This window comes from Paraburkholderia lycopersici, from assembly GCF_900096975.1.
Classification (GTDB): domain Bacteria; phylum Pseudomonadota; class Gammaproteobacteria; order Burkholderiales; family Burkholderiaceae; genus Paraburkholderia; species Paraburkholderia lycopersici.
In genome coordinates this window covers 189,697-204,035 of record NZ_FMYQ01000003.1, presented here as the reverse complement: position 1 = coordinate 204,035, position 14,339 = coordinate 189,697, and the positions used below count along the sequence as shown (strand labels likewise).

At 65.3% G+C, this 14,339-nt stretch carries 13 protein-coding genes; all 13 read left to right on the top strand.

Annotated features, from left to right (window positions below; genetic code table 11):
• The first annotated feature begins 34 nt into the window (after positions 1-34).
• The 13 genes from ispG to BLU17_RS05345 all read left to right on the top strand — a co-directional run bounded on the left by ispG (position 35) and on the right by BLU17_RS05345 (position 14,227).
• A complete protein-coding gene (ispG, locus tag BLU17_RS05405; protein ID WP_176928937.1) occupies positions 35-1,342 on the top strand; it encodes a flavodoxin-dependent (E)-4-hydroxy-3-methylbut-2-enyl-diphosphate synthase in 1,308 nt (435 codons plus the stop codon).
• Between the two features lie 89 nt (positions 1,343-1,431).
• Positions 1,432-2,769, top strand: coding sequence for a histidine--tRNA ligase (gene hisS / locus BLU17_RS05400; protein WP_091995513.1), 1,338 nt, complete (start codon positions 1,432-1,434; stop codon positions 2,767-2,769).
• A gap of 93 nt (positions 2,770-2,862) precedes the next feature.
• Positions 2,863-3,492 (top strand): YfgM family protein, encoded by a 630-nt coding sequence (locus BLU17_RS05395; protein ID WP_091995511.1) that lies wholly within the window; start codon positions 2,863-2,865, stop codon positions 3,490-3,492.
• A 66-nt stretch (positions 3,493-3,558) separates the two neighbouring features.
• Complete coding sequence (gene bamB, locus BLU17_RS05390; RefSeq protein WP_091995508.1) at positions 3,559-4,704, top strand: outer membrane protein assembly factor BamB; 1,146 nt, start codon at positions 3,559-3,561, stop codon at positions 4,702-4,704.
• 438 nt (positions 4,705-5,142) lie between these two features.
• On the top strand, positions 5,143-6,480 hold the full coding sequence (gene der / locus BLU17_RS05385) for a ribosome biogenesis GTPase Der (protein WP_091995506.1): 1,338 nt from the start codon (positions 5,143-5,145) through the stop codon (positions 6,478-6,480).
• Between the two features lie 162 nt (positions 6,481-6,642).
• Positions 6,643-6,879 (top strand): RNA chaperone Hfq, encoded by a 237-nt coding sequence (hfq, locus tag BLU17_RS05380; protein WP_027814901.1) that lies wholly within the window; start codon positions 6,643-6,645, stop codon positions 6,877-6,879.
• A gap of 59 nt (positions 6,880-6,938) precedes the next feature.
• Positions 6,939-8,126: a GTPase HflX gene (gene hflX / locus BLU17_RS05375; RefSeq protein WP_091995504.1), complete on the top strand. Its 1,188-nt coding sequence runs from the start codon at positions 6,939-6,941 to the stop codon at positions 8,124-8,126.
• Positions 8,127-8,223: 97 nt separating this feature from the next.
• Positions 8,224-9,660 (top strand): FtsH protease activity modulator HflK, encoded by a 1,437-nt coding sequence (hflK, locus tag BLU17_RS05370; protein WP_091995502.1) that lies wholly within the window; start codon positions 8,224-8,226, stop codon positions 9,658-9,660.
• Between the two features lie 12 nt (positions 9,661-9,672).
• Entirely contained in the window at positions 9,673-10,587 is a 915-nt protein-coding gene (hflC, locus tag BLU17_RS05365; protein ID WP_091995500.1) for a protease modulator HflC, read from the top strand.
• Between the two features lie 47 nt (positions 10,588-10,634).
• Positions 10,635-10,826, top strand: a complete 192-nt coding sequence (locus tag BLU17_RS05360; protein WP_028210024.1) for a DUF2065 domain-containing protein — start codon at positions 10,635-10,637, stop codon at positions 10,824-10,826.
• A 109-nt stretch (positions 10,827-10,935) separates the two neighbouring features.
• On the top strand, positions 10,936-12,087 hold the full coding sequence (locus BLU17_RS05355) for an ATP phosphoribosyltransferase regulatory subunit (protein ID WP_091995498.1): 1,152 nt from the start codon (positions 10,936-10,938) through the stop codon (positions 12,085-12,087).
• Between the two features lie 190 nt (positions 12,088-12,277).
• Positions 12,278-13,624, top strand: coding sequence for an adenylosuccinate synthase (locus BLU17_RS05350; protein ID WP_091995496.1), 1,347 nt, complete (start codon positions 12,278-12,280; stop codon positions 13,622-13,624).
• Between the two features lie 30 nt (positions 13,625-13,654).
• Positions 13,655-14,227 (top strand): phosphoribosyltransferase, encoded by a 573-nt coding sequence (locus BLU17_RS05345; protein ID WP_091995494.1) that lies wholly within the window; start codon positions 13,655-13,657, stop codon positions 14,225-14,227.
• The last annotated feature ends 112 nt before the right edge of the window (positions 14,228-14,339 follow it).

Below are 14,339 nucleotides of genomic sequence, written 5' to 3'. Positions count from 1 at the left end.
GCCGCTGCCGCGTGAGGCGCAAATGGGTTTTTCGATGCAAAGCGAAACGCAATCCTCGACCAGCAACAGTCAGATCTGCTCGAACGAGCCGATCCTCGGCGGCCACGCGCCGCGCCGCACGTCGCACGCCGTGCATGTGCGCTGGGGCGGTCAGCTGGTGACGATCGGCGGCGACGCGCCGGTGCGCGTGCAGTCGATGACCAACACCGACACCGCCGACGCCATCGGCACCGCGATCCAGATCAAGGAACTCGCGCAGGCGGGCTCGGAACTCGTCCGTATCACGGTCAACACGCCGGAAGCGGCCGCAGCCGTGCCGCACATCCGCGAGCAGCTCGATCGCATGGGCGTGACGGTGCCGCTCGTCGGCGACTTCCACTACAACGGTCACCTGCTGTTGCGCGACTATCCGGCCTGTGCCGAGGCGCTCTCGAAGTACCGCATCAATCCGGGCAACGTGGGCCAGGGCGCGAAGCGCGACACGCAATACGCGCAGATGATCGAAGCGGCCATCAGGTACGACAAGCCGGTGCGTATCGGCGTGAACTGGGGCAGCCTCGACCAGGATCTGCTCGCGCGCATGATGGACGAGAACGGTTCGCGCAAGGAGCCGTGGGAAGCGCAGAGCGTGATGTACGAAGCGCTCATTCAATCGGCGATCGGCTCGGCGGAACGCGCTGTCGAACTCGGCCTCGGCCGCGACAAGATCATCCTGTCGTGCAAGGTGAGCGGCGTGCAGGACCTGATCGCCGTCTACCAGCAGCTCGCGAAGCGCTGCGACTTCGCGCTGCACCTCGGGCTCACGGAAGCGGGCATGGGGTCGAAGGGCATCGTCGCTTCGACGGCGGCGCTTTCCGTGCTGCTGCAGCAGGGCATCGGCGACACGATCCGCATCTCCCTCACGCCGGAACCGGGCGCCTCGCGCACTGGCGAAGTCGTGGTCGGCCAGGAAATCCTGCAGACCATGGGCCTGCGCTCGTTCACGCCGATGGTCATCGCGTGCCCCGGCTGCGGCCGCACGACCAGCACGTTGTTCCAGGAGCTGGCCTCGCAGATCCAGAACTATCTGCGGGCGCAGATGCCGGTTTGGCGCGGCGAGTATCCGGGTGTCGAAACGATGAACGTGGCCGTGATGGGCTGCATCGTGAACGGCCCGGGCGAGTCGAAGCACGCGAATATCGGCATCAGCCTGCCGGGCTCGGGCGAGAACCCGGCGGCGCCGGTTTTCATCGACGGCGAGAAGGTGAAGACGCTGCGCGGCGAGCGCATCGCCGAAGAATTCCAGCAGATCGTCAGTGATTACGTCGCCCGCAAGTACGGCAACGCCGAAGCGACGAACTAGGCGTCAGCACAGATCGTCAGCGCAGATCAATACGCACAACCGAATACCGCCATTCGCAAGGCACATTCGCCACGCAAATCCGCAACGCAATGACTGAACAAAAACGCAAGCCCGAAAAGCTCACGGGCGTGAAGGGCATGAACGACATCCTGCCGCAGGAGGCAGGACTGTGGGACTTTTTCGAGACCACGGTGAAGTCCATGCTTCGTTCGTACGGCTATCAAAACATCCGCACGCCGATCGTCGAGCATACGCAGCTCTTCACGCGTGGCATTGGCGAAGTGACCGACATCGTCGAGAAGGAGATGTACAGCTTCACCGACGCGCTCAACGGCGAGAATCTGACGCTGCGCCCGGAAGGCACCGCCGCGGCCGTGCGCGCATCGATCGAGCACAACATGCTCTACGACGGCCCGAAGCGCCTGTGGTACATCGGCCCGATGTTCCGTCACGAGCGTCCGCAGCGCGGCCGCTATCGCCAGTTCCACCAGGTGGGCGTCGAGGCGCTCGGTTTCGCGGGTCCCGATGCGGACGCCGAAATCATCCTGATGTGCCAGCGTCTCTGGGACGATCTCGGCCTCACCGGCATCAAGCTCGAGATCAACTCGCTCGGCGTGGCCGAAGAGCGCGCCGCGCATCGCGTGGAGCTCATCAAATATCTGGAGCAGCACGTCGACATGCTCGACGAAGACGGCAAGCGCCGCCTCTACACGAACCCGCTGCGCGTGCTCGACACGAAGAATCCCGCGCTGCAGGAAATCGCCAACAAGGCGCCCAAGCTGATCGATTTCCTCGGCGAGGGTTCGCGCGCGCACTTCGAAGGGCTGCAGCGCATCCTCAAGTCGAACAACATTCCGTTCACGATCAATCCGCGTCTCGTGCGCGGTCTCGATTACTACAATCTGACCGTGTTCGAATGGGTGACCGACAAGCTCGGCGCGCAGGGCACCGTCGCGGCGGGCGGTCGCTACGATCCGCTGATCGAGCAACTGGGCGGCAAGCCGACTGCCGCGTGCGGCTGGGCAATGGGCATCGAGCGCATTCTCGAATTGCTCAAGGAAGAAGACCTCGTGCCTGAAGAAGAAGGTTGCGACGTCTATGTCGTCCATCAGGGCGAAGCCGCGCGCGAGAAGGCGTTCATCGTCGCTGAGCGCCTGCGCGACACGGGCCTCGACGTCATCCTGCATTGCAGCGCCGACGGTCAGAGCGCGAGCTTCAAGTCGCAGATGAAGCGTGCGGATGCGAGCGGCGCGGCGTTCGCCGTGGTGCTCGGCGAGGACGAAGTGGCGAAGGGCGAGGCCGGTGTGAAGGCCCTGCGCGGGACGGCTGCGGAGGCTCGCAGCGAGCAACAAACGGTAGCGCTTGAGGACTTGACCGAATATCTGATCAATGCGATGGTTGCATCCGCCGAAGACGGCGACGACTGACGGGGCCGCTGAGGTACGGCCGCTCAGGTGGGACCGCCCAGGTCGCGGCGCATTCGAAAACAGGCTTGAGAATAAACGAGGAATCGCTACGCGATGAGTTACCACGACGAACAGGAATCGATCGAGAGCTTCAAGGCATGGTGGGCGCAGTGGGGTAATGCCACTACGTGGGTCGTGCTGATCGTTCTGCTCGCGCTCGCCGCGTGGAACGGCTGGAACTTCTGGCAGCGCCGTCAGGCGGCCGAAGCTGCCGTGCTGTACGACCAGGTGCAGCAGGCCGCGAACGGCGGCGACAAGGCCATGCTCACGCGTGTGGCGTCGGACATGGAAGACCGCTTCGGCGGCACCGCCTACGCGCAGATGACGGCGCTCGGCGTCGCCAGGGCGCTCTACATGCAAGGCGACACCGCCGGCGCGAAGGCCCAGTTGCAATGGGCCGCCGACCACGCGAAGGACGACGAATTCCGCCAGATCGCGAAGCTGCGCCTCGCCTCGCTGCTGCTCGACGAAAAGGCCTACGATCAGGGCCTCGCGCTGATTCCGCAATCTGGTTCGGGGCCCTTCAAAGGCATCGTGGCGGACGGTCGCGGCGACCTGCTGGCGGCGGCCGGCAAGCGCGACGACGCGCGCGCGGCCTACAGGCTCGCCCTCGACAGCCTGCCGAAGAGCGACGCTTCCGAGCGTCAACTGATCCAGTTCAAGCTGGACGCACTCGGCGGCTAAGTTGCCAGCGTGTACGCGGCATTGCGAAACCATTCAAAATCAACTTCATTCATGCGTCGTTCACCGATGAATCTGCTGAAACGAACCGTTGTGCCCGTCGCTATCGCGATGACCGTCCTGGCTCTCGCGGCCTGCTCATCGACGAAAGACGTGCGCCGCGTGCCGGTGCCGCTGACCGAATTCAAGCCGGCGCTGGACGTGCAGCAGGTGTGGAAGGCGAGTGTCGGCAAGGCGGGGCGCTATCTGTTTTCGCCGGTCGCCGTGGGCGACGCCGTCTATGCGGCGGGCGAGAACGGCTCGGTTGCGAAGATCGACGCCGCGTCGGGTAAGGACGTCTGGCGCACGAAGCTCAAGGACGACATCTCGGCGGGCGTGGGCAGCGACGGCAATCTCACGGCCGTCGGCGGCCTGAAGGGCGACGTCTACGTGCTCGACGCGAACGGCAAGCTTTCGTGGCGGGCCAAGGCGCCGGGCGAGATCATCTCGCCGCCGCTCGTCGGCAACGGCCTCGTGATCGTGCGCACCATCGACGGCCAGATCGTCGCCTTCAACGGGCAAACGGGCGAGCAGAAATGGACTTACCGCAACCGCGCCGTGCCGCTGAACCTGCGTGTCTCGGCGGGCATGACGTTCGCGGGCGATCAGGCCGTACTCGCAGGCTTCCCGGGCGGCACGTTCGCGGCCATCAACCTGCAGAGCGGCGACGCGTTCTGGGAAACGCCGGTCTCGTATCCGAAGGGTGTGACGGAAGTCGAGCGTATCAATGACGTGAGCGGGCCCCCCACGCTCGTCGGCGCGACGACCTGCGCGGTGACGTTCCAGGGGCAACTGGGTTGCTTCGACGCGAACTCGGGTCGTCCGATGTGGCAAAAGCCGTTCTCGAGCACGAGCGGTATCGCCCAAGACGAAACGACGGTGGTGGGCGGCGACGACTGGTCGGTCGTGAAGGCTTTCAGCGTGTCGACGGGGCAACCGACCTGGACGAACGAAAAGCTCAAGAGCCGCGACGTGAGCGTGCCTGCGGTCCTGGGCCACGCGGTCGTGCTCGGCGACTATCGGGGCTACGTGCATTTCCTCTCGGTCGACGACGGCAGTTTCGTCTCGCGCGTGAAGACCGACGGCAGTCCGATTGCCGCTGCGCCGGTGCTCGCCGGCAACACGCTGGTCGTGCAGACGAAGGATGGCGGTCTGTACGGGCTGCGTCCGCGCTAAGCGACGTGGGGCGGGACGCCCCCTGGTAGTGCTCATGAAGTGCCCGGATGTGTCCGTCATGCCGGCCGCGCAGACGGCGCGCAAGGCAACGCGCTGGCATCCACGGCAAACAGGCGGCCGCGTGTCCCGGCGACCGTTTGATGGGTGCAGGCGCAAGGGGCCTCGGAACCGCGACATCGGACCTCGGGCTCCTTGGTGCCTTATCGGCCGGCTCAAGCCGGCCGTGCGCATTTTCGATGGCGGCGCGCATGCCCCCGCCGTCTACCGCTCCGTCACCTGAAGGTTGCGTGATGACCGCCCCGGACGCTGGCGCTTTCGGCTCGGGCCCGCGGCCTATTTCGTGATAATTTGCAACTGATGCAGCCCCCGCAGGCGCGGGGCTTGCCGCGTGGCGCGCCGGACGGTTCCGGCGCCGCGCCTTACTGTAGAAAAGATCAGATGAAACCCGTAATCGCCCTGGTTGGGCGCCCCAATGTGGGGAAATCCACGCTGTTCAACCGGCTCACGCGTTCGCGCGATGCGCTGGTGGCAGATCTTCCGGGCCTCACTCGCGACCGTCACTACGGTGAAGGGCGCGTTGGCGACCGCGCGTATCTCGTGGTCGATACCGGCGGCTTCGAGCCGATCGCCAAGGACGGCATCTTGCACGAGATGGCGCGCCAGACTCGCCAGGCCGTCGAAGAGGCCGATATCGTCGTGTTCATTTGCGACGGTCGCAATGGCCTCGCGCCCCAGGACAAGCATATTGCCGACTATCTGCGCAAGACTGGCCGGCCGATCTTCCTCGTCGTCAACAAGGCCGAGGGCATGAAGTACAGCGCGGTGGCCGCCGACTTCTACGAGCTCGGCCTCGGCGACCCGCGCGCGATTTCGGCGGCGCACGGCGACGGCGTGACGGAAATGATCAACGAGGCGCTCGACCAGGCTTACGCGGATCGCCCGGAAGAAAGCGACGAGGATGCCGCGAAGCATGGCGTCAAGATTGCGATTGTCGGGCGCCCTAACGTGGGCAAGTCGACGCTCGTCAATACGCTGATCGGCGAAGACCGCGTGATTGCGTTCGACATGCCGGGCACCACGCGCGATTCGATCTATGTCGACTTCGAGCGCAACGGCAAAAAGTACACGCTCATCGACACCGCCGGCCTGCGCCGCCGCGGCAAGGTGTTCGAGGCGATCGAAAAGTTCTCGGTGGTGAAGACGCTGCAGTCGATCGCCGACGCCAACGTGGTGATCCTGCTGCTCGATGCGCGCCAGGAAATCTCGGATCAGGACGCGCATATTGCGGGTTTCGTGGTGGAGCAGGGGCGTGCGCTCGTGGTGGGCGTGAACAAGTGGGACGGCATGGACGACCACGCGCGCGAGCGCACCAAGCACCACCTGCAGCGCAAGCTGAAGTTCCTCGACTTCGCGAAGATGCACTTCATCTCGGCGACCGAAAAGTTCGGTATCGGCGCGCTGATGCGCTCGGTGGACGATGCCTACGCCGCTGCCATGGCGAAGCTGCCCACGCCGAAGCTCACGCGCGCGCTCATCGAAGCGGTCGAGTTCCAGCAGCCGCGCCGCCGCGGGCCAGTGCGTCCGAAGCTCCGCTACGCGCACCAGGGGGGACAGAACCCGCCCATCATCGTGATTCACGGCAACGCGCTCGATGCCGTCACGGACACCTACAAGCGCTATCTGGAGAACCGCTTCCGGGAAACTTTCTCGCTGACGGGGACTCCATTGCGCATAGAGTTCCGATCCTCGACGAATCCCTATACGGATAAAAACTAGGCTCTGGCTGAATTGCGTTCGCTACCGCCCAGAGGCCTCCTGGCCGAACAGCCAGTAAGCTCGCGGGGGAACGAGAATCGGCTATAGTGTAGCGATTGGCGGTGGATTTCTTTTTCTTCACCCCAATATAAGTTAAACCTGCAAAAAAATACGGAGTTTGCTATGAGCAACAAAGGGCAATTGTTACAAGACCCGTTTCTGAACGCGCTGCGCAAGGAGCACGTGCCTGTTTCGATCTATCTGGTCAACGGCATCAAGCTTCAAGGGAACATCGAATCGTTCGACCAGTACGTCGTGTTGCTCCGTAATACGGTTACGCAAATGGTTTACAAGCACGCCATCTCCACAGTGGTTCCGGCCCGTCCGGTGAATTTCCACCCGGATTCGGAAGCGTCCTGACCTACGACGCGGCCGGACCGGGGCGCCTTCCTGGCTGCTCCGGTCCGGCCGCATCCATTTTGACATTCGCTAATTTGATCAACGCCGCACTCGTCGGCATCGACTTCGGCAAGACCGACTTCGAAGCCAGTCTCGAAGAACTCAGCCTGCTCGCGAAAAGCGCGGGCGCCCATCCAGCCGTCACGCTCACCGGCCGACGCTCCAGCCCCGACGCCGCCATGTTCATCGGCAGCGGCAAGGCCGAGGAATTGCGTCTCGCCTGCGAGGCGAACGACGTCGAAATCGTTATTTTCAATCACGCGCTTTCACCCGCCCAGCAACGTAACCTGGAGCGCGGGCTCAATCGTCGCGTGGTGGACCGCACGAGCCTCATTCTCGACATCTTCGCGCAGCGCGCCCGCAGTCACGAAGGCAAGCTGCAAGTCGAACTGGCGCAGCTGCAATACCTCGCCACGCGCCTCGTGCGCGCATGGACCCACCTCGAGCGCCAGAAGGGCGGTATCGGCTTGCGCGGGCCGGGCGAAACGCAGCTCGAAACCGACCGCCGGCTCATCGGAGAGCGCATCAAGATGCTGCAGGGGAAGCTCGCGAAGCTGCGTCGCCAGCACGGCACGCAGCGGCGCCAGCGCGAGCGCAACCGCACGATGTCGGTCTCGCTCGTCGGCTATACGAACGCGGGCAAGTCCACGCTCTTCAATGCCCTGACAAAGGCGCAAGCCTACGCCGCCGACCAGTTGTTCGCGACGCTCGACACGACCTCGCGGCGCGTGTGGCTCGGCGACGACGTGGGGCAGATCGTGCTGTCCGATACGGTAGGGTTCATTCGCGAGCTGCCGCACCAGCTCGTCGCCGCGTTTCGTGCAACGCTGCAGGAAACGGTCCAGGCCGACCTGTTGCTGCACGTGGTCGATGCGTCGAGCGCGGTACGTCTCGATCAGATCGACCAGGTGAACGAGGTGCTGCACGATATCGGGGCGGATACGATCCGGCAGGTGCTCGTCTTCAACAAGATCGACGCCGTGCCCGAACTGGCGGCCCGTGGCGGAACGGTCGAGCGGGACGAATATGGTAATATTTCGCGCGTCTTTTTGAGCGCACGCACGGGTGTCGGACTGGATGCGCTGCGCTCCGCCATCGCCGAAATCGCGACTGCCGAGCCGCTTGCCGAGGCGTCGCAGCCCCTGGCCGCCGACTGGAACGCGGCGCAGCAGGAAGAACCTCGCTGGGAACCCGAGCACGAGCGCTGAAGCGCGCCCGGCGTCGCCTTGCAGGCGGTCCGGCCCAGCGGTTCCGATGGAATCCGCACGCAATTGACCCGCTGTCTACTCTGGTGAACGAACACAGGTGAACGATTACAACAAGCGGACTGGCTGGCAGCGCGCGCGCGCCATTTTCTCGCTGAACGACCCGCGTTGGGGGCGAGGCGACGGCAATGGCCAGCGCTCGGACGACGGGCGCCGCCCGTCGGGCAATAACGGCAACAAGGGCGGCAACGGCGACAAGGGTGAGGGGCCGCCGGATCTGGACGAAATGTGGCGCGACTTCAACCGCCGCGTGTCCGCTTTCCTTGGCCGCAAGGGCAAGGGGCCGGGCGGCTTCGGGCCGCGCCCGGATAACGGTCATGGCGCGCGCATCGGCGTGGGCATCGTGCTCGGCGTGCTCATCGCGATCTATGTGGGCAGCGGCGTATTCGTTGTCCAGGAAGGGCAGGCGGGCGTCGTGCTTCAGTTCGGCCAGTATCGCCACACGGTCGGCCAGGGAGTCCACTGGCGCCTGCCGTATCCGTTCCAGACCCACGAACTTGTCAATGTCGGCCAGATTCGCACCGTCGAAATCGGCCGCAGCAATCTCGTGCGCCCGGCAAACGTGAAGGATGCCGCGGTAATTACGCATGATGGCGACATCCTCAACGTGCGCTTCACGGTGCAGTACCAGGTGAAGCAACCAATCGACTATCTCTTCCGCAGCGTCGACCCCGACCTCACCGTCACGCAGGCCGCGCAGGCGGCGGTGCGTACCGTGGTAGGCGCGCGCAGCACGAACGACCTGCTTTACGCAGACCGCGAGCCGATCCGCGCCCAGCTCGCCGACACGATCCAGCACGCGCTCGATGAGTACAAGACGGGCCTCGGCGTGACCGGCGTGGCGATCCAGAGCGTCTCGGCTCCCGATCAGGTCCAGGCCGCGCTCGACGACGAGACCAAGGCACGCCAGGACCGGGATCGCGCGACGCGCGACGCGCAGGCCTATGCGGACCAGTTGCTGCCGCGCGCGCAGGCCGACGCGGCGCGCCTTATCGACGACGCCAGGGCATACAGCGAGCGTGTGGTCGCGCAGGCGCAGGGCGACGCACAGCGCTTCACGCAGGTCTACGAGCAATACGCGAAGGCACCGGCCGTGATTCGCGAGCGTATGTATCTCGACACCATGCAGCACATCTATTCGAATGCGACAAAGGTCTTCGTCGACAGCAAGTCGGGCAACAACGTGATTTATCTGCCGCTCGACAAGCTCGTCGACGCGACGCGTCAGCGCGCCGCCGTAGCGGCCGGCGCCACTGGCGCCGCCGCTGTTTCGGGTTCCGCCGCGGCAACGGCCGGCGCGGCTTCGGATGCCAACGCGAGTTCCGCTCCGGCTACCGGCAGCGAATCGCAGCAAGGCACGCAGCAGCAAGGCGCGGCAGCCGCTCCCGCGGCCAGCGACGCGGCAGCCGCCGCAAGCGACTCCCTCCGTTCGCGCGACGCATTTCGCTCGCGCGGCCGCCAAGACGACGTGCAATAAGGGCGCGCTGACATGAACAAGATCATTGCGCTCGTCGTCGCCGTCGTGGTTGTCGTGCTGGTCGCTTCGTCGGCAGTTTTCATGGTCGATCCGCGCCACGTTGCCATTATTTCCTCGTCGGGCGGGGCCAATGCCACGCTCGCCGGTCCCGGGCTGCACGTGAAGTTGCCGCCGCCGTTCCAGACGGCAACGTTCATCGACACGCGCGTCCAGGCCTTCGCGACTCCCGACGCCGACCGTTACACGACCTCCGACAAGACCGAGCTGCTCGTGAGCCCGGTGGTGCGCTATCGCATTGCCGATCCGCTCAAGCTCTTCGCCGCCACGAAGGGCGATGCACAGACGCTCTCGGACCGCCTTGCCTCGCTTTCGCGCGACGCGCTCGGCGACGCGATCTCGAAGGTCACGCTGACCGAGGTGCTCGCGCAGCAGGAAGCCATCGCCAATGGCGCGCGCGACACGCTCAGACAAGCCGCGGCGCCGCTCGGCATCGACGTGGTCGCGATCGAACTCACGCGCGTGGACTACCCGCCCGAGCTGGCCGAGACGGTCTTCAAGCGCATGAGTTCGGCGCGCGAGCAGGCCGCAGCCGATATTCGGGCGAAGGGCGCGGCCGACGCGCAGCAGATCAAGGACGACGCTGAGCGCAAGCAGCAGGGCGTGATGGCCGACGCCTACGCGCAGGCGCAAGCGATCAAGGGCGAGGGCGACGGCAAGGCTGCGGCGATCGCCGCAGCGGCGTTCGGCCGCGACCCGGACTTCTACCGGTTCTATCAGAGCATGCTGGCGTACCGCGAGAGCTTCAGGCCCGGCGACGTGATCGTGGTCGATTCGTCGAGCGACTTCTTCCGCTTCATGCGTGGCCCGAACGGCGGCGCGAATAGCGGCGAAACGTTGCCGCCATCCGCTGCATCGCGCAAACACTAGACAAAACGAGACACAGGCGCCGCGCTCAGCGCGGCGCATCTTTTCGCATGGACATAGCCGGCTCCCTCTTGCTCGCGATCGCGCTGATGCTGATTATCGAGGGCATGTTCCCGTTCGTCTTTCCGACGGCGTGGCGTGACACATTCCGTAAAATTGCGGAACGGCCGCCGCACCACATCAGGATCGGCGGGCTCATCGTGATGGGGCTCGGCCTCGTACTGCTGATGCTGGCGACCTGACGGCGCGTGGGCAATCGTCTTGCGCTGCCGGCGTTTTCGCCGGATTCCGAATTATCGGCCCGCGTCGCTTCGTGCTTCGCGCGGCCCTCATTGTGGTAGGACTCAACCGATGTCGACCTGGTTACTTCCCGAGAACATTGCGGACGTGCTGCCGTCCGAAGCGCGCAAGATCGAAGAGCTGCGGCGTCGCCTGCTGGACCGCTTCCGCGCCTATGGCTACGAGATGGTCATGCCGCCGCTGCTCGAATACCTCGAATCGCTGCTCGTCGGCAACGGGCGCGATCTGAACCTGCGCACGTTCAAGCTCGTCGACCAGCTTTCGGGCCGCACGCTCGGCCTGCGCGCCGACATGACGCCGCAGGTCGCGCGCATCGACGCCCACCTCTTGAACCGCCAGGGCGTGACGCGCCTGTGCTACGCGGGCAATGTGCTGCACACGCGCCCGCGAGGCCTGCATGCCACGCGCGAGCAGATTCAGATCGGCGCGGAAATCTACGGCCATGCTGGCCTCGAAGCCGACCTCGAAATCCAGCAGTTGATGCTCGATGCGCTGCGCCTCGCCGGTCTCGCGAAGGTGCGCCTCGATCTCTCGCATGCGGGCGTGCTCGCCGCGATCATCGAAGCGGATCCCGCCGCCGCCGCGCTGGGCGACGCGTTGTATGAAGCGCTCGCTGGCAAGGACGTGCCGCGTCTCGCGGAACTCACGCAGAACCTCGAAGCGGTTTCGCGCGACGCATTGCGCGCGCTGCCGTCGCTCTACGGCGACGCGAGCGTGATCGACGAGGCGCGCTCGCGTCTGCCGGCGCTGCCCGGGATCGCTCGTGCGCTCGACGACCTTGCGTTTCTCGTGCGCGAAATCAACGGCGCGGAACTGATGATCGACCTCGCGGATCTCGGCGGCTACGCGTACCACAGCGGCGTGATGTTCTCGGCCTACGTGGATGGCGTACCCAACGCCGTGGCGCGCGGCGGCCGCTATGACAAGGTGGGCGAGGCCTACGGGCGCGCGCGCGCCGCCACGGGCTTCTCGCTCGATCTGCGCGAAGTGGCGCGCATTTCGCCGGTCGAGGCGCGCAGCAGCGCAATTCTCGCGCCCTGGCGCCATGACGACGCGTTGCGCGCCGCCGTCGCCGCGCTGCGCGATGCCGGCGAAGTCGTGATCCAGGCGCTGCCGGGCCACGAGCACGACATGGACGAGTTCGCCTGCGATCGCGTGCTGATCGAGCGCGACCGCGTGTGGGTCGTCGAGAGGCAGGCGTGAAGCGGGCGTAATGCGCATTCGGGCGGTCGGTTGCGCCGCCCTGCGGAGCAGCGCGCGGGGTGTCGCAAAGGACGTCTCGCGGCGCGCATGCCGTTGAGTGCAAAAGGAAATTCCGCGAATTGCGGGAAAAAAAGGCGGCCTTGTCGCCGAACCCAGGTAAAATACGTTTTTAACCAGCTAACGAAACACCATGTCTGCCAGCGCAGTGAATGTAACCCCGGGGCGCAATGTCGTCGTCGTGGGCACCCAATGGGGCGATGAGGGCAAGGGCAAGATCGTCGACTGGCTGACGGACCACGCGCAAGGCGTGGTGCGTTTCCAGGGCGGTCACAACGCCGGCCATACGCTCATCATCGGCGGCAAGAAGACCATTCTCCGGCTGATCCCCTCGGGCATCATGCGCGCCGGCGTCGCCTGCTACATCGGCAACGGCGTGGTGCTCTCGCCCGAAGCACTCTTCAAGGAAATCGCCGAGCTCGAGGAAGCGGGCATCGACGTCCAGAAGCGCCTTTTCATCTCCGAAGCGACCACCCTGATCCTGCCGTACCACATCGCCATCGACCAGGCGCGCGAAGCGCGTCGCGGAGCGGCCAAGATCGGCACGACGGGGCGCGGCATCGGTCCGGCCTACGAAGACAAGGTGGCGCGCCGCGGTCTGCGCGTGCAGGACCTCTTCGAGCCGGAAGTTTTCGCGGAGCGCCTGCGCGAGAACCTCGACTATCACAACTTCGTGCTCACGCAGTATCTGGGCGCCGCTGCGGTGGACTATCAGCAGACGCTCGACACGATGCTCTCGTACGTCGATCGCCTGAAGCCGATGGTAACGGACGTTTCGCGTCGTCTTTATGACGTGAACCACGAAGGCGGCAACCTGCTGTTCGAAGGCGCGCAAGGCACGCTGCTCGACATCGACCACGGCACCTATCCGTATGTCACGTCGAGCAACTGCGTCGCCGGGGCGGCGTCGGCGGGCGCGGGCGTCGGTCCGCAGAAGCTCAACTACGTGCTGGGCATCACGAAGGCGTACTGCACGCGCGTTGGTTCGGGCCCGTTCCCGAGCGAGCTCTACGACGCCGACAACGCAGACCGTCAGGCAGAAGTGGGCCTCACGCTCGCGAAGGTGGGCAAGGAATTCGGCTCGGTCACGGGGCGTCCGCGTCGCACGGGCTGGCTCGACGCCGCCGCGCTGCGCCGCTCGATCCAGATCAACGGCGTGACGGGTCTGTGCATCACGAAGCTCGACGTGCTCGACGGCCTCGACGAAGTGAAGCTTTGTGTCGGTTACAAGGTCGGCGGCAAGGACGTCGACATCCTGCCGCGCGGCGCCTCGCAGGTGGCCGCGTGCGAGCCGGTGTACGAGACGTTCGAGGGCTGGAAGGAAAGCACCATCGGCATCACGCAATGGGACGCGCTGCCGAAGAGCGCGCAGGCCTACCTTGCGCGCGTGCAGGAAGTCGCTGGCGTGCCGATCGACATGGTCTCGACCGGCCCGGATCGCGACGAAACGATCCTGCTGCGTCATCCGTTCAAGGTGTAAAGAAAAAGTAGCGACGAGGTAGAAGCACAAATGATTCAGATGACGGATCCGCGCAACGACGAAAAGAACCTGTGGGTCGGCTGGGACGAGTATCACCGGCTGATCGAGCTGCTCGCCCTGCGGGTGCACGAGTCGCGCTGGAAGTTCGATCAGATCCTGTGCCTCGCGCGCGGCGGCCTGCGCGTGGGCGACCAGCTCTCGCGCATTTACGACCTGCCGCTCGCGATTCTCGCGACGAGTTCGTACCGCGAAGCCGCGGGCACGCAGCAGGGCGATCTCGACATCGCGCAGTACATCACGATGACGCGCGGTCAGCTCTCGGGCAACGTGCTGCTCGTCGACGATCTCGTCGACTCGGGCGTCACGCTCGCGCGCGTGCAGGAGCATCTCAAGGAACGCTATCCGGCCGTGACCGGCGTGCGCTCGGCGGTGCTCTGGTACAAGGGCTGCTCGACGGTGAAGCCGGACTATTTCGTCCAGCATCTGCCGACCAATCCGTGGATTCACCAGCCGTTCGAGGAGTGGGACACGGTGCGCCCGCACAATCTCGGTGCGTGGATCAAGCGCGGCCTGCAACAGGCGCAGCAGGACGCGCAGCAGTAAGCTGTGGTTTGCGCCGCCGCGGCTTTCGGGCTGCGGCGGCGGGCGGACCCACGAACGGAGCCTTCGCGGCTCCGTTTTTTTATGCCGCGAGTAGCACGGCAGACCGGCAGAC